This window comes from Breoghania sp. JC706 (genome assembly GCF_037026715.1).
GTDB lineage: Bacteria > Pseudomonadota > Alphaproteobacteria > Rhizobiales > Stappiaceae > Breoghania.
Genome location: NZ_JBANCG010000006.1, coordinates 376016 through 390479, shown reverse-complemented (window position 1 = coordinate 390479; position 14464 = coordinate 376016). Strand labels below are relative to the sequence as shown.

Sequence of the window (14464 nt, the reverse complement as noted above, 5' to 3'; positions counted from 1 at the left end):
TGGTAAATACTTACGATAACCGGTACCGGTTATTTTCCTCCTTTTGCACATCCCTCACGCCGAGGCTTAGATGCGGCGCTCTGTCGTTGCCGGGCGCCGCGTCTGAGCCTTTCGGCAGGCGCCCTGCCTATTGGAACGCCGTCTCCGCGAAACTGCGCAATTTGCGCGAATGCAGCCGCTCCTTCGGCATAGCGCGAAGCTTTTCCATCGCGCGGATGCCGATCTCCAGATGCTGGGCAACCTGTCGCTTGTAGAATTCGGTCGCCATGCCAGGCAGTTTCAACTCCCCGTGCAACGGCTTGTCGGAGACGCACAGGAGCGTGCCGTAGGGCACGCGGAACCGGAACCCGTTGGCGGCGATGGTGGCGGATTCCATGTCCAGCGCGATCGCGCGCGATTGCGAAAAGCGACGGACCGGCTCGCGATGGTCCCGCAGTTCCCAGTTGCGGTTGTCTATGGAGGCGACGGTGCCGGTGCGCATCACCCGCTTCAACTCGTAGCCTTCGAGACCCGTGACTTCGGCGACCGCCTCCTCCACCGCGACCTGCACTTCCGCCAGCGGCGGGATCGGCACCCAGGTCGGCAGATCGTCGTCGAGCACGTGGTCCTCGCGCACGTAGCCGTGCGCCAGCACGTAGTCGCCGAGTTTCTGCGTGTTCCTCAGGCCCGCGCAATGGCCGAGCATCAGCCAGGCATGGGGTCTCAGCACGGCGATGTGGTCGGTGATCGTCTTGGCGTTCGAAGGGCCCACGCCGATATTGACCATCGTGATCCCGCGCCCGTTCGCGGCGGTGAGGTGATAAGCCGGCATCTGCGGCAAACGCCCAAGCTCCGTGCCGGAGGAAGGTGCGCTCTCGCCGCGCCGGGTCACCAGGTTTCCAGGCTCGACAAAACTCTCATAGCCATGGCTCTCATCCGCGAGCAGGGCCCGAGCCGCCTTGCAGAACTCGTCCACGTAGAACTGATAGTTGGTGAAGAGCACGTAGTTCTGGAAATGCTCGGGCGCGGTGGCGGAATAATGCTGCAGGCGCTGCAGGGAATAGTCCACGCGCGGCGCGGTGAAGGGCGCCAGCGGCTGCAGCCCGCCCGGCGGCACCTCGTAAGTTCCGTTGGCGATGGCATCGTCCATGATGGCGAGATCGGGCACGTCGAAGAGATCGGCGAGCGGTCGGTCGAGATCCAGCGCATGAACACCGTCGACGTTGGTGCCGTCGATGAAGGCGAAGTGCAGCGGGATCGGCGTTTCCGATTCCCCCACCTCGACGGGAACGCCATGATTGCGAATCAACAGATCGATCTGCTCCTCTAGATAGGAGGCGAACAGATCCGGACGCGTCACCGTGATGCCATGGCGACCGGGGCCCGGGACGAAACCATAGGACAGGCGCTGATCGAGGCGAGCGTGGCTCAAGGTGGTGATGCGAACTTCCGGATAGCAGGCGCGCACGCGCACCTGCGGCACGGAGCCACCGGCAAGCTCCGCAAAGCGCTCTCGCAGAAAAGCCGTGTTTCTGTCAAATATCTGCTTCAGGCGCTCGACGGCGGCGCCCGCATCGCGAAACGGTTCGAAAGGTAGCGCCGGCGGACGTTCAGTTTCCGGCGAAACGGCCTGAGGGGGCTGGGTCCAACGGTCGGCCAAGATTTATACTCCGGGTATGTTGCTTGCCTGCAAAGGTCGGTTGCGTGTGCCACCGGGTCAAGCTTCTGTCTGGAAAACAGTCCGGGCACCTGCCCGCGTTCCATCGAGGAGCGGGCAAGGGGCGAGCGCGCGCCGCGGCTCCTGCCCCATCCCGCGCCGCGCAATCTCAGCCGCGCAATCTCAATTGAGGGGTGACATGCACAGCTTCGACGAGATCTTCGAAATGGCAGCGAAACGCCATGGCGGCAAGGAGGCCATGGAGGCGAAGCTCGCCGACCTGACGCCGAAGAGCGCGGACGAACTCGTCGCCACCCCCGACGACCGCTGGCTGTCCATGCTCACGAAATGCGTCTTCCAGGCAGGCTTCTCCTGGAAGGTCATCGATGGGAAGTGGCCCGGCTTCGAAGATGCGTTCTGGGCATTCGATCCGCGCCGCTGCGCCATGATGTCGGATGACGATTTCGACGCGCTGATGGCCGACAACCGCATCGTGCGCAACGCGGCCAAGATCATCTCCGTTCGCGACAACGCCGTCTTGCTGTGCGACCTGGCCGCCGAGCACGGTTCGGCAGCCGAGCTCCTCGGGCGCTGGCCGATCGCGGATCAGGTCGGCCTGATCGATCTGCTGAAGCACCGGGGCAGCCGGCTTGGCGGAACGACGGCACAATATGCTCTGCGCTTCGTCGGGCGCGACGGCTTCATCCTCACCCCCTCCGTCATTGCCGCGCTCGTGCGCGAAAAGGTTATCGAACGCGCGGTCTTTTCGCGCCATGCGCTGACTTCCGTTCAGGCAGCCTTTAACGGATGGGTGCGTGAATCGGGCCGACCGATGATGCAGGTGAGCCGCCTGCTCGCCCTTTCGGCGGAGGAATGAGGCCAGTGGCCTTCACATCCGCCCATATGTGCTACAGGGGCTTAACACTTTAGTGAGAGAGTTTAATTTGCGTTAGTAAATGATTGATTCAACTTCAATTTTTCCTTTCATCCTTAACACTCGATTTACCTAATCCGGTAACCATGACACTCGTAATTGCGTAAGGTTTTGCGTCGCAATGAGTGTACTGCGTACAGGGGCGTCGGTGACGGCGCCCCGCTACCCCTCTCTCCCCGGCACGGGTTCCGACCTTAAGCCGGACTGGCTCGACACCATCCTCGTCGGCGACTGCGTCGCCGCCCTGGAACGGCTGCCGAAGCATTCGGTCGACGTCGTCTTCGCGGATCCCCCTTACAATCTGCAGCTTGGCGGCGACCTGCATCGGCCTGATCAGTCGCGGGTGGATGCCTGCGACGATGCCTGGGACCAGTTTGCCAGCTTCGAGGCCTATGACGCGTTCACCCGCGCCTGGCTTCTGGCGGTCAAGCGCGTCCTGAAGCCGACCGGCACGCTGTGGGTCATCGGCTCCTATCACAACATTTTCCGCGTCGGCGCCAAGATGCAGGACCTCGGGTTCTGGCTCCTGAACGACGTGGTGTGGCTGAAGTCGAACCCGATGCCGAACTTCCGCGGCAAGCGGTTCACCAACGCTCACGAAACGATGCTCTGGGCAACGCCGTCCAAGGATGCCAAGGGCTACACCTTCAACTACGAGGCGCTGAAGGCCTTCAACGACGACCTTCAGATGCGCTCCGACTGGCACCTGCCGCTTTGCACCGGCGGGGAACGGCTGAAGGACGACAACGGCGACAAGGTCCACCCGACCCAGAAGCCGGAAGCGCTGCTCTATCGCGTGCTGCTGTCCTCCACCAATCCCGGCGACGTGGTGCTCGATCCCTTCTTCGGAACGGGCACGACGGGCGCTGTCGCCAAGAAGCTCGGCCGCCACTTCGTCGGTGTGGAGCGCGAGCGCTCCTACATCGAGGCAGCGACGAAGCGCATCGCCGCGATCGAGCCGGCCGAGGGCATGGTTCTGGAAACGGTCAAGGGCAAGCGCGCGCAGAAGCGCATTCCCTTCGGCACGCTGCTGGAGGCGGGCCTGCTGACGCCCGGCGCAGAACTGACCTGCTCGCGCGGCAAGCATCGTGCGGTGGTCAGGGCAGACGGATCGCTCGTCTCGGGCGATTTTACCGGCTCGATCCACAAGGTCGGCGCGCTCGTCCAGGGGGCGGAGGCCTGCAACGGCTGGACCTACTGGCACTTCGAGCGCGGAGGCATTCTGGAGCCGATCGATGTGCTGCGCGAGGAAATCAGATCCAGCATGCCGCGGTAACGAGTAACAGGCACGCTGGCCGTTCGCATCCCCGCGAACATGGACGCCCCTTCGCCCGAAACGGCGAGGGGGCGTTTGTTCTTCTGAAAGCGGCCGCCTCGGATCACACAACGGCACCGAAGAGAGCGCCGATGCCCGCCGTCAGCGCCATAGCCACCGCGCCCCAGAACGTCACGCGGATCGTCGGCCTGACGATGCCCGCCCCACCCGCCAGCGCCCCAAGGGCGCCCAAACCGGCCAAGAAGACGAGCGTCGAGACCATGACGGCCGGGATGACCCAGGCCGAGGGCGAGAGCAGCACCACCGCCAGCGGCAAGGCGGCGCCGATGGAAAAGGTCACGGCGGAGGTGAAGGCGGCCTGGAGCGGGCGCGCGGTCGTGATATCGGAAATACCCAGTTCGTCGCGAGCGTGGGCGCCGAGCGCATCGGCCGCCATCAGCTGACGCGCGACTTCCACGGCCGTCTCGCGCGAGACGCCACGTTCGACGTAAATGTCGGCAAGCTCCCGCAGCTCGAACTCCGGCTGCTCGGCCAGTTCCTGCCGCTCCTGGGCGAGATCGGCCTTCTCCGTATCGGACTGGGAGCTGACGGAAACGTATTCGCCCGCCGCCATGGACATTGCGCCGGCGACAAGACCCGCGGCTCCCGCGATCAGGATCTGACCGGTTTGCGACGAGGCCGCGGCGACACCGACGACGAGGCTGGCGGTAGAGACCAGGCCATCGTTGGCGCCAAGCACCGCGGCCCTCAACCAGCCCACGCGATGGGCGCCGTGCTTTTCGACGTGCCTGTTGCGCATGCGGTCCGCTCTCCCGATCCCCGACATCACGACGATTGCCGGCCACGTCCTGTCTAGAACGCTTTGCGGTCAGGCGGAACCTCTCCGAACGACGGAAACCAGATCTCGTGCATCGCGGCGCGCGGGCGGAAGGCTCACCGTCCGCGCGCCGGACGATCCTATTCCGCGGCCTCTGCCGTTGCCGCCTCCGGCCGGATCCATTTCAGGATCGGCTTTCGGGCCGCCGCCGTCTCATCCAGACGGCGACGCGGGCTGTGATAGGGGGCGCCGGTAAACCGCTCCGTCTCGCCCCTCTTCGCCGACATCACCAGATCGCGTAGCGTGGCGATGAAGAGGTCGAGGCTCGCGAGGCTTTCGGACTCCGTTGGCTCGATCAGCAGCGCGCCGTGGACGACCAGCGGGAAGTACATGGTCATCGGATGGTAGCCTTCGTCGATCATCGCCTTGGCGAAATCGAGCGTGGTGACGCCCGTGTCCTTCAGGAAACTGTCGTCGAACAGCACCTCGTGCATGTTCGCCCGGTTGCCGAAGGGCAGGCTCATCAGGTCGGCAAGGCCGACGCGGATGTAGTTGGCGTTCAAAACCGCATCTTCAGACGCCTGCTTCAGGCCGTCGCAGCCGTGGCTCAGCATGAAAGAGAGCGCGCGGATGAACATGCCCATCTGGCCGTGGAACGCCGTCATGCGGCCGAACGGCGTGTCGCCGTGCTCCTTGGCCTTGGCGCGGGTCTCGATGAACTCGGCCGTGTCGCCCTCGAAGCGCACGTAAGGAACGGGCGCGAACGGGGCAAGCTTGTCCGACAGCACCACCGGACCGGCACCCGGACCGCCGCCGCCGTGGGGGGTGGAGAACGTCTTGTGCAGGTTGATGTGCATGGCATCGACGCCGAGCTCGCCGGGTTTGGCCTTGCCGACGATGGCGTTGAAGTTGGCGCCGTCGCAGTAGAAGTAGGCGCCCGCCTCGTGCACCGCGTCGGCGATCTCCTTGATGTCGCGCTCGAACAGCCCGCAGGTGTTCGGGTTCGTCAGCATGATCGCGGCGACCTGATCATCCAGCAGTTCGCGAACGGAGGCCGGATCGACCGTGCCGTCCTCGCGCGCGGGGATCGTCACGACCTTGTAGCCCAGAAGCGCGGCGGTCGCCGGGTTGGTGCCATGGGCGCTTTCGGGCACCAGCACCTTGGAGCGGTTCTCGCCGCGGGCCTTGAGCGCGGCCTTGATCGCCATCATGCCGCACAGCTCGCCATGCGCGCCGGCCTTCGGGCTCATCGCGACCGAGGCCATGCCGGTGGTGACCAGCAGCCAGCGGCCAAGCTGCGCAATCAGCTCCACCGCGCCTTTCACCGTGGAAAGCGGCTGCAGCGGGTGGACGTCGGCAAAGCCCGGCAGCCGCGCCATCTTTTCGTTGAGGCGCGGGTTGTGCTTCATCGTGCACGAGCCCAGCGGATAGAGGCCCATGTCGATGGCGTAGTTCTTCTGGGAAAGCCGCACATAGTGGCGCATCGCCTCCGGCTCGGACAGACCCGGCAGGTCGATCGCCGTCTTGCGCTGGTGAGAACCCAGGCGCGGCTTGAAGTCGAGCGGCACGTCGATATCGACGCCGGTCACATCGTTGCGGCCGGTCTCGAAGATCAACGGTTCCTCGATCTGCAGCGCCTTGTTGCCGGTGAACGTCTTGTGCTCCGCGACAGCTCCCGCCTCATTCGGCGTGGAGGGGCGGCCCTGATTGTTCATGCTCATCTGCTTCATGCCCCTCAAGGTCTGGAAATCATGATTAGATGCGCATCTAACGCAACCGACACGAGCGCATCGATGATCATGTCTTCGTCAGACGGCCCTCCGACCTTGTCTAAATCGAAGTCTACCTGTCCAAATTCGGGCAGATCATCGATCCTTACAATCAAATCAGAGATCTTTTCCTTCAGATTTTTGATTTCACAATTTGCCGAAATCTTCCGAAGGACAACAGCCGCCTCTTTCAGACGACTCAACCGAGAGTCTCGATCCTGAGTTAACCGAACCAACAATTCTCGAACATCGATAAGGATTTGAGCCGCAGTTTGTGCCTGACTCATGCCAGCACCTCCTTCAGCGCGGCAGCGTATGCGGCGCGGTCCTCGTCGGTGTTGATTTCGGTGGCCGCAACGACCAGCAGGTCATCGACATTCTTTGACACCGGATCGATGCGCTTGACCGGGACGCCGGCCATGATGCCCTTGTCGGCGAGCGTGTCGACGATGGTTTCCGCGTCCCTGCCCTTCAGATGAAGCGTAAACTCGTTGAAGAACGTCTCGTTCAGCAACTCCACACCGTCGATGCCGTCCAGCATCTCCGCAAGCTTCACGGCGGACGCGTGGTTCGCCATCGCCAGCTGTTCAAAGCCGGTCTGGCCCAGCAGCGTCATGTGGATGGTGAAGGCGAGCTGGCAGAGACCGGCATTGGTGCAGATGTTCGAGGTCGCCTTCTCGCGGCGGATGTGCTGCTCGCGGGTGGAAAGCGTGAGAACGAAACCGCGCTTGCCGTCGGCATCGACCGTCTCGCCGCAAAGCCGGCCCGGCATCTGACGGATGTATTTCTGACGCGTGGCGAAGAGGCCGACATAGGGCCCGCCGAAGGTCAGCGGATTGCCGAGCGACTGGCCCTCGCCCACCACGATGTCCGCGCCTTGCGTTCCCGCCGGCTCGATCAGGCCGAGCGAGACGACTTCGGTGAAGACGGCGATCAGCAGCGCGCCGCATTCGTGCGCCTTTTCCGCAATCGGCTTCAGGTCGATGAGCTGTCCGAAGAAGGACGGCGACTGCACGACGACGCAGGAGGTCTCGGTGTCGATGCGCGACAGGATATCCTCGGTGCCGGTCGGATCGGCCGGCAGGATGTCGAAGGTGTCGTCGGCGAGTTCCGAAGTGGTGCGGATCACCGCGCGGTAGTGCGGATGCAGACCGCCGGAGATCACCGCCTTGTTGCGCTTGGTCACCCGGTGCGCCATCAGCACGGCTTCCGCGGCGGCGGTCGAGCCGTCGTACATGGAGGCGTTGGCCACATCCATGGCGGTCAGGTGGGCGATCTGGGTCTGGAACTCGAACAGCGCCTGCAGCGTGCCTTGCGTGATTTCCGGCTGATAGGGCGTGTAGGAAGTCAGGAATTCGGAGCGCTGGATCAGATGATCCACCGTCGCCGGCACATGATGCTTGTAGGCGCCGCCGCCGACGAAGAAGGGCACGGAGGAGGCCGGCACGTTCTGCGCGGCGAGGCGCGAGAGATGGCGTTCCACCTCCAGTTCGCTCTTGCGGCGCGGCAGATCCATCGGCTCGACAAGGCGCGCGGCCGCAGGGATATCGGCGAACAGGTCATCGATCGAGCCGATGCCGATACGGGCCAGCATGTCGGCACGATCCTGATCGCTCAGGGGAAGATAACGCATGGTTTCAAGATCCGGTTTGGTGTTGGGCGCCGTCAGCAACAGGCTCGATTGTCATCCCCGCCGCAGCGAAGCGGAGAGCCGGGACCCAGTAACCGGGGTCGTTCGCAAGCGGTGCAGACAAACACCCGGTGGTTACTGGATCCCCGCCTTCGCGGGGATGACACCCTGAGAAACAGGGCCCTTCACAACGAAGGTTCAGGCACCCTCAGAGCGTCTCCACGAAAGCCTTGTAGGCGGCCTCGTCCATCAGCTCCTCAAGCTCGGCCTTGTCGGAAACCGTCATCTTGACGAACCAGGCGGCCCCTTCCGGGTCCTCATTGACCTTGGCCGGCTCATCGACGAGCGCGTTGTTCGCCTCGGTCACGTCGCCGGAGATCGGGGCATAGACCTCGGACGCGGCCTTGACCGATTCAACGACGGCCGCCTCGTCGCCCTGATTGAGCGTCTTGCCGACGTCCGGCAGCTCGACGAAGACGACGTCGCCGAGCTGGCTCTGCGCGTAGTCGGTGATGCCGATCGTGGCGATGTCGCCTTCGACGGCGACCCATTCGTGATCCTTGGAATAGTAGGTCGTCATTTCGATAGTCCCTGGGAGGTGCCTTATCAGGCGGGTTTGCGGTAGTAGCGATGTTCGACGAAAGGCATGGCGGCGACGCGGGCCGGCAGTTCGCGGCCGCGCACGACGATCTTCACGGGCGTGCCGTCTTCCGCATGCGCCGTCGCAACGTATCCCATCGCAATGGGCGCACCGACGGTCGGCGCGAAGCCGCCGGAAGTGAGAACGCCGACCTTCTCGCCGTCAGCCGACAGCACCTCGGCGCCCTCGCGGGCCGGCGCGCGGCCTTCGAGGCGAAAGCCAACGCGCTTGCGGGCAGCCCCGTCGTTGAATTCCTTTAGAATGCGGGCGGCACCGGGGAAGTCAGCAGCCTCGCGCCGGCTCTTCTGCAGCACGAAGGTGATGTCGCCCTCGACCGGCGAGGTCGTCTCGTCGATATCGTGACCGTAGAGGCAAAGCCCGGCTTCGAGCCGCAGACTGTCGCGTGCGCCAAGGCCGATCGGCTTGACCTCGTCATGGGAAAGAAGCGCACGGGAAAGGGCCTCGGCGGCGCCGGCGGCAACGGAGACCTCGTAGCCGTCCTCGCCCGTGTAGCCCGAGCGCGAGACCTTGACGTCGATGCCGTCGAAGGCGGCGTCCATGGAGGTCATGAAGCCCATCTGGTCGGCGCCGGGCACGTGCTTTGCCAGCACTTCCGCCGCCTTCGGGCCCTGAAGAGCCACGAGCGCGCGCTCGTCCAGGATTTCCAGCCGCACGCCCTCAGGCAATGCGGCGGCGATCATCGGGAAATCGACGTCCTTGCGGGCGGCATTAACGACCAGGAACAGCCGACCGTCCGTGTCGGGCTCGGCGGGACGGGTGACCATCAGATCGTCGACGATGCCGCCCTCGTCGTTCAGCAGCACCGTGTAGCGGATGCGGCCGGGCTTCAGCGATGAGATAGCGGACGGAACGATCGTCTCGAGCGCTTTGGAGGTGGTTTCATGGTCGGGGCCGATCAGGAAGGCCTGACCCATGTGGGAAACGTCGAAAAGCCCGGCGTTTTCACGCGTCCACGTGTGCTCGGCGATGATGCCTTCGTATTGCACCGGCATGTCGTAGCCGGCGAAAGGCACCATGCGGGCTCCAAGCTCCACATGGAGGTCATGCAACGGGGTATCGAGTAGCTGTCCGCTCGCGGCGGGATCGGCCATGGGCACACCTTCGGTTTCAGAGTCAAGGGAGCGATATGGAGTTCATCCATCCGCGCCCCCTCTGTCCGAGTACCTGAGAGATTTCCCGCACGTGCCCCCCCTGGGCCTGCGCGGTTACTCCTTCGGTGAGCCGTCACGCCTTCTTGCGCGGCCGCTTTCCAGAGTGTCGCTTGCCTTGCGGTCCTTTTGCCTGAGAGTTTCCGGGGCGGTTGCTCCTTCGGCGCCGGGCGAAATGCCCGATCTCTCCCGCTTGGCCATTTTCAATCCACACCCGACTCGCGACCAGCAGTCGGTGCAATCCATAATCGGGAGGTGCGACATCAGAGTCAATCGTCAGCCACGCGCCCCTCGCTCCGATTCACCGCATCCGCACGCGGTTCGCGCCCCTTCAGCGCTTCGCCTCCTTGGTATCGAAGCCGACATAAACCTTCGTCGCGCCTTCGACCGGGACGCGGATATCGTCGACGACCCGCGACCATCCGACGGATCCGTCGGATTCGGCCAAACCGACCTCTATCGGGATGAGCTGGGAGGCGAGAACCCTGTCGTCCGCTCCCGTCACCGCGATGCGCACCGGCAGCACCACGGGCCCCTTCGTCGGCACGGGACCGGCGACCACGCGGCCGGAAACGCCGACCTTGATCGTCATTTCGCCATTGCCGGCGGGAGAGCATTCACGCGCATACTTGCGGATCGTGCCCTGGTACTTGAGCCCTTCAGGATTGTCCTGCTTGCCGCGCTCGTAGACGGCCAGGATGTAGGTGTCGGCCCGGACCTCGATGGGCGGGCAATAGCCCTGCGAGGCGAAGATGGAGGGATCGACATCCGGTCCCGTCGTGCCGCCGCCGGAGACGAAGGTCTTGGTGAAACTGTCACCGCCGCTGGCGCTGCCGGCGCTGTCGGATCCGCCCGTGAGCTTGGAGATGCTGCCGCATCCGGCCAGCGAGGCCACACATAGCGCGCCCGTCAGCGCCGCCAGAAGTCGTCCGGAGATCCTCAACCGCATCGCACCACTCGTCGAAAGAACCATGACGTCAACCGGGCCCGGCAATGGCTGCCGCGCCCGTTCAAGCCTGCCTCTATATCAGGGGAACAAGACTTTGGCGACAGCCGGGCAACGCACGCACAAAAGAGGCAGCCGCACGGCCTATCCCGCATTCCGGCGCGCACAGAAGGCGCCAAGCCTTGACAGAGTGGGGGGACGTTCCTCTATTGCCTTGCATAGAACCCGCGAGGAACCTTCGATGGTCGATCAAGCCGCTGCCAAGCCGAAACTGACGGTTCTGCTGTGCGCTCCGCGCGGCTTCTGCGCAGGTGTCGACAGGGCGATCCAGATCGTGGAGCTGGCGCTGGAGAAATACGGCCCGCCCGTCTATGTGCGGCACGAGATCGTGCACAACAAATTCGTGGTGGAAAGCCTGCGCGCCAAAGGCGCGGTCTTCGTTGAGGAACTCGACGAGATCCCCGAAGGCGACCGGCCGGTCATCTTCTCCGCCCACGGCGTGCCGAAGTCGGTGCCTGCGGATGCGACCGCGCGCAACATGTTCTTCCTCGATGCGACCTGCCCGCTCGTCTCCAAGGTCCACAAGGAAGCGCAGCTTCACCACAAGCGCGGCCACGACATCGTGCTCATCGGCCATGCCGGTCATCCGGAAGTGATCGGCACCATGGGTCAGTTGCCGGACGGCACGGTCAGCCTGATCGAGACGGAAGAGGACGCACGCACCTTCCAGCCCAAGGATCCCGACAATCTCGCCTGGATCACCCAGACGACGCTGTCGATCGACGACACAAGCGCCATCGTCGCGATCCTCAAGGAGCGTTTTCCCTCCATCCTCGCCCCGCACAAGGACGACATCTGCTACGCGACCACCAACCGCCAGGAAGCGGTGAAGAAAGTCGCCCCGCGCGCGGACGCCATGATTGTGGTGGGGGCGCCGAATTCATCGAACTCGCAGCGCCTGCGCGAAGTCGCGGAACGCGCCGGCTGTCCGCATGCGGCTCTCGTCCAGCGCGCGTCGGACATCGACTGGTCCGATTTTGAGGGCATATCGACGTTGGCCATAACCGCCGGGGCTTCCGCACCGGAGGTTCTGGTGGAGGAAATCATCGAGGCCTTCGCCTCCCGCTTCGACGTCACTGTGGAAACGGTGCGCACGGCGGAGGAGACGATCGCCTTCAACCTTCCCCGCGAACTCCGCGTTACCGCCGCCGAGTGATAGACATCCATGGCCGTCTATACGGACGTTACCGACGAGGAGCTTCACGCCTTCGTCGCCCAATACGACATCGGTTCCGTTCTCGCCTTCAAGGGCATTGCCGAGGGAGTGGAGAATTCCAACTTCCTGCTGCATACGGATGCCGGCTACTACATCCTCACGCTCTACGAGAAGCGGGTGAACCCGGCGGAGTTGCCGTATTTCATCGGGCTGATGCAGCATCTGGCGGCTGCCGGCATTTCCTGTCCGACGCCGCTCGCCAGTCGTGACGGCGACACGCTCGGCCGTCTGGCCGGAAGGCCTGCCGCGATCTGCACGTTTCTCGACGGCATGTCCGTTCGGCGCGCCAAGGCGGCGCATTGCCATCAACTCGGCCGGGCGATGGCCGAGATGCATCTGGCCGGTGCCGATTTCGCCATGCATCGCAAGAATGCCCTGACGGTCGACGGCTGGCGGCCGCTGTTTGAGCTTTCGCGCCCGCGCGCGGACGAGGTCTGCCACGGGCTTGCGGCGGAGCTCGAGCGCGAACTGGCGCTGCTGGAGGCGCAATGGCCGCGCGACCTGCCGGCCGGCGAGATTCACGCGGATCTGTTCACCGACAATGTGTTCTTCCTCGGCGAGGAGCTGTCGGGCATCATCGACTTCTATTTCGCCTGCACCGACTTCTTCGCCTACGATGTGGCGATCTGCCTGAACGCCTGGTGCTTTGAGACCGATGACTCCTTCAACGTCACCAAGGCGCGCGCGCTGCTGAAGGGCTACACGAGCGTTCGTCCGTTCACCACAGCCGAGTTCGAAGCGCTGCCGCTTCTGGCGCGCGGCTCGGCGCTGCGGTTTCATCTCACCCGCCTCTACGACTGGCTGAGCGTGCCCGAAGGGGCACTCGTCACTCCCAAGGATCCGATGGAATACCTGAAAAAGCTCCGCTTCCACCGCGGCGTGACCAGCACGCGCGACTACGGCCTGACACTGGGAGACATCGAGGCATGAGCGATCGGGTGCAGATCTACACAGATGGCGCGTGCTCGGGAAATCCTGGCCCCGGCGGATGGGGCGCGGTGCTGCGTTTCGGCGACCACGAAAAGGAGCTGAAGGGCGGCGAGGCGGACACCACCAACAACCGCATGGAACTGATGGCGGCGATTGAGGCGCTGAACGCGCTGAAGCGGCCGTGCGCCGTCGATCTCTTCACCGATTCCGTCTACGTGCGCGACGGCATCAGCAAGTGGATGTTCGGCTGGAAGAAGAACGGCTGGAAGACGGCGGCCAAGAAGCCGGTGAAGAATGCCGAGCTGTGGCAGGCGCTCGACGAGGCGCGCCGCCGGCACGAGGTGGAGTGGCACTGGCTGAAGGGCCATGCCGGCCATCCGGAGAACGAACGCGCCGACGAACTCGCCCGCACCGGCATGGCGCCCTACAAGGCGCGCCGCGGCCGCCCGCGTGCGTCCGGAGACGCGCCTGCATGAAGCACGGTCGCCCGCCCGAAAAGCAGCAGCCGCAGAAACCGGCACCGAGGGCGCTCATCCTCGCCAATCCGACATCCGGCGGGTTCGATGCGAAGGCGCTTCAGCGCATTGCCACGCGGCTGCGCGATGCCGGACGGGCCGTGGAACTTCGCCTCACGACCCGCGCGGGCGAGATCGGTGAGATCTGTTCCGACCCGCAGCTGGCGGTGGACGTTCTGGTCATTGCCGGCGGCGACGGTTCAATCAACGAGGCGCTGACCGGGTTCCAGGCGATCCTCGCGCCGCCACCTCTTGCGGTGGTGCCATGCGGCACCGCGAACGTGCTGGCCCAGGAACTGGGGCTGCCGTCGAAGCCCGACCGGATCGCCGACATGATCCTTAGGCGGCGAACGAAAAATCTTCATTATGGGCTGGCCGATGGCCGGCCCTTTCTGCTTATGGCGTCGGCCGGTTTCGATGCGCTGGTCGTTCACACGGTGCCGCCGGCGCTCAAGCGCCGGCTCGGCAAGCTCTCCTATGTGATCACCGCGCTCCGACAAGCGATGCGGCACCGCCACGAAGACCTCGTCGTGGAGATCGGCGGGGAGCGGATCGTCTGCCGGTTGGTGGTCATCACCAAGGCCGCGCATTACGGCGGGCCGTTCGTCCTCTGCCGCGCGGCGGACGTGAGCACGCCCGGTCTTTTTCTCGTCGCATTGAAAAACGACCGCATTCCCGCGCTCATGCGTGCCGGAATCGCGCTTTTAAGGGGTCGGATGGAGACTTGCCGGGATGTCGTGATCCGGCCATTGGCCCAAGCCACGGTGACGTCTGGCAGACCCGTCGCCGCCCAGATCGACGGCGACCCCTTCGGCACCACGCCGCTCACCGTGGAGCAGGGCCCGCGCTCTCTGACGATGATCGTGCCGTGAGGGGGAGACCGCGGAGCCGGAGAGGCGACGTCGATCGGCCTCTTGGCCCATCCT

At 64.4% G+C, this 14464-nt stretch carries 14 protein-coding genes and 1 riboswitch; of the genes, 6 read left to right on the top strand and 8 right to left on the bottom strand.

Annotated elements, in window-relative coordinates; translation table 11 throughout:
* Positions 1 to 127: 127 nt before the first annotated feature.
* Positions 128 to 1639, bottom strand: coding sequence for an AMP nucleosidase (locus tag V2L18_RS14925; RefSeq protein WP_336179055.1), 1512 nt, complete (start codon positions 1637 to 1639; stop codon positions 128 to 130).
* Between the two features lie 196 nt (positions 1640 to 1835).
* Between V2L18_RS14925 and V2L18_RS14920 the strand changes: the two genes are divergently transcribed.
* Both V2L18_RS14920 and V2L18_RS14915 read left to right on the top strand, forming a co-directional pair.
* The gene (locus V2L18_RS14920; RefSeq protein WP_336179054.1) at positions 1836 to 2513 is read left to right on the top strand and encodes a DNA-3-methyladenine glycosylase I; all 678 of its coding nucleotides are present in this window, start codon (positions 1836 to 1838) and stop codon (positions 2511 to 2513) included.
* Positions 2514 to 2691: 178 nt separating this feature from the next.
* Positions 2692 to 3846 (top strand): site-specific DNA-methyltransferase, encoded by a 1155-nt coding sequence (locus tag V2L18_RS14915; RefSeq protein ID WP_336179053.1) that lies wholly within the window; start codon positions 2692 to 2694, stop codon positions 3844 to 3846.
* Positions 3847 to 3949: 103 nt separating this feature from the next.
* On the opposite strand, the gene V2L18_RS14910 is transcribed toward V2L18_RS14915, so the two are convergent.
* The 7 genes from V2L18_RS14910 to V2L18_RS14880 all read right to left on the bottom strand — a co-directional run bounded on the left by V2L18_RS14910 (position 3950) and on the right by V2L18_RS14880 (position 10844).
* Positions 3950 to 4645, bottom strand: coding sequence for a VIT family protein (locus tag V2L18_RS14910; RefSeq protein ID WP_336179052.1), 696 nt, complete (start codon positions 4643 to 4645; stop codon positions 3950 to 3952).
* A 158-nt stretch (positions 4646 to 4803) separates the two neighbouring features.
* Positions 4804 to 6384: an aminomethyl-transferring glycine dehydrogenase subunit GcvPB gene (gene gcvPB, locus V2L18_RS14905; RefSeq protein WP_336179051.1), complete on the bottom strand. Its 1581-nt coding sequence runs from the start codon at positions 6382 to 6384 to the stop codon at positions 4804 to 4806.
* Between the two features lie 14 nt (positions 6385 to 6398).
* A complete protein-coding gene (locus tag V2L18_RS14900; protein WP_336179050.1) occupies positions 6399 to 6719 on the bottom strand; it encodes a hypothetical protein in 321 nt (106 codons plus the stop codon).
* On the bottom strand, positions 6716 to 8065 hold the full coding sequence (gene gcvPA / locus V2L18_RS14895) for an aminomethyl-transferring glycine dehydrogenase subunit GcvPA (RefSeq protein WP_336179049.1): 1350 nt from the start codon (positions 8063 to 8065) through the stop codon (positions 6716 to 6718). The genes V2L18_RS14900 and gcvPA overlap by 4 nt, the downstream gene beginning before the upstream one ends.
* Positions 8066 to 8270: 205 nt before the next feature.
* Positions 8271 to 8642, bottom strand: coding sequence for a glycine cleavage system protein GcvH (gene gcvH / locus V2L18_RS14890; protein WP_336179048.1), 372 nt, complete (start codon positions 8640 to 8642; stop codon positions 8271 to 8273).
* Positions 8643 to 8668: 26 nt separating this feature from the next.
* On the bottom strand, positions 8669 to 9814 hold the full coding sequence (gene gcvT, locus V2L18_RS14885; protein WP_336179047.1) for a glycine cleavage system aminomethyltransferase GcvT: 1146 nt from the start codon (positions 9812 to 9814) through the stop codon (positions 8669 to 8671).
* A gap of 168 nt (positions 9815 to 9982) precedes the next feature.
* A riboswitch (glycine riboswitch) is annotated at positions 9983 to 10073 on the bottom strand.
* 129 nt (positions 10074 to 10202) lie between these two features.
* Positions 10203 to 10844: a hypothetical protein gene (locus V2L18_RS14880; RefSeq protein WP_336179046.1), complete on the bottom strand. Its 642-nt coding sequence runs from the start codon at positions 10842 to 10844 to the stop codon at positions 10203 to 10205.
* A gap of 214 nt (positions 10845 to 11058) precedes the next feature.
* Between V2L18_RS14880 and ispH the strand changes: the two genes are divergently transcribed.
* From ispH to V2L18_RS14860, 4 genes are read left to right on the top strand one after another with little or no spacing between them, the layout of a single operon-like run.
* Complete coding sequence (gene ispH / locus V2L18_RS14875; protein ID WP_336179045.1) at positions 11059 to 12033, top strand: 4-hydroxy-3-methylbut-2-enyl diphosphate reductase; 975 nt, start codon at positions 11059 to 11061, stop codon at positions 12031 to 12033.
* A 9-nt stretch (positions 12034 to 12042) separates the two neighbouring features.
* Positions 12043 to 13023, top strand: a complete 981-nt coding sequence (locus V2L18_RS14870) for a homoserine kinase (protein ID WP_336179044.1) — start codon at positions 12043 to 12045, stop codon at positions 13021 to 13023.
* Positions 13020 to 13499, top strand: coding sequence for a ribonuclease HI (gene rnhA, locus V2L18_RS14865; protein ID WP_336179043.1), 480 nt, complete (start codon positions 13020 to 13022; stop codon positions 13497 to 13499). Before V2L18_RS14870 ends, rnhA begins: the two co-directional genes overlap by 4 nt.
* The gene (locus tag V2L18_RS14860) at positions 13496 to 14410 is read left to right on the top strand and encodes a diacylglycerol kinase family protein (protein WP_336179042.1); all 915 of its coding nucleotides are present in this window, start codon (positions 13496 to 13498) and stop codon (positions 14408 to 14410) included. The genes rnhA and V2L18_RS14860 overlap by 4 nt, the downstream gene beginning before the upstream one ends.
* Positions 14411 to 14464: the final 54 nt, after the last annotated feature.

Excerpts from the sequence above, each read along its gene's own strand:
- V2L18_RS14920 (WP_336179054.1), top strand. The coding sequence starts at position 1,836 with ATGCACAGCTTCGACGAGATCTTCGAAATGGCAGCGAAACGCCATGGC.
- V2L18_RS14915 (WP_336179053.1), top strand. The coding sequence starts at position 2,692 with ATGAGTGTACTGCGTACAGGGGCGTCGGTGACGGCGCCCCGCTACCCC.
- V2L18_RS14910 (WP_336179052.1), bottom strand. The coding sequence starts at position 4,645 with ATGCGCAACAGGCACGTCGAAAAGCACGGCGCCCATCGCGTGGGCTGG.
- gcvPB (WP_336179051.1), bottom strand. The coding sequence starts at position 6,384 with ATGAGCATGAACAATCAGGGCCGCCCCTCCACGCCGAATGAGGCGGGA.
- V2L18_RS14900 (WP_336179050.1), bottom strand. The coding sequence starts at position 6,719 with ATGAGTCAGGCACAAACTGCGGCTCAAATCCTTATCGATGTTCGAGAA.
- gcvPA (WP_336179049.1), bottom strand. The coding sequence starts at position 8,065 with ATGCGTTATCTTCCCCTGAGCGATCAGGATCGTGCCGACATGCTGGCC.
- gcvH (WP_336179048.1), bottom strand. The coding sequence starts at position 8,642 with ATGACGACCTACTATTCCAAGGATCACGAATGGGTCGCCGTCGAAGGC.
- gcvT (WP_336179047.1), bottom strand. The coding sequence starts at position 9,814 with ATGGCCGATCCCGCCGCGAGCGGACAGCTACTCGATACCCCGTTGCAT.
- V2L18_RS14880 (WP_336179046.1), bottom strand. The coding sequence starts at position 10,844 with ATGGTTCTTTCGACGAGTGGTGCGATGCGGTTGAGGATCTCCGGACGA.
- ispH (WP_336179045.1), top strand. The coding sequence starts at position 11,059 with ATGGTCGATCAAGCCGCTGCCAAGCCGAAACTGACGGTTCTGCTGTGC.
- V2L18_RS14870 (WP_336179044.1), top strand. The coding sequence starts at position 12,043 with ATGGCCGTCTATACGGACGTTACCGACGAGGAGCTTCACGCCTTCGTC.
- rnhA (WP_336179043.1), top strand. The coding sequence starts at position 13,020 with ATGAGCGATCGGGTGCAGATCTACACAGATGGCGCGTGCTCGGGAAAT.
- V2L18_RS14860 (WP_336179042.1), top strand. The coding sequence starts at position 13,496 with ATGAAGCACGGTCGCCCGCCCGAAAAGCAGCAGCCGCAGAAACCGGCA.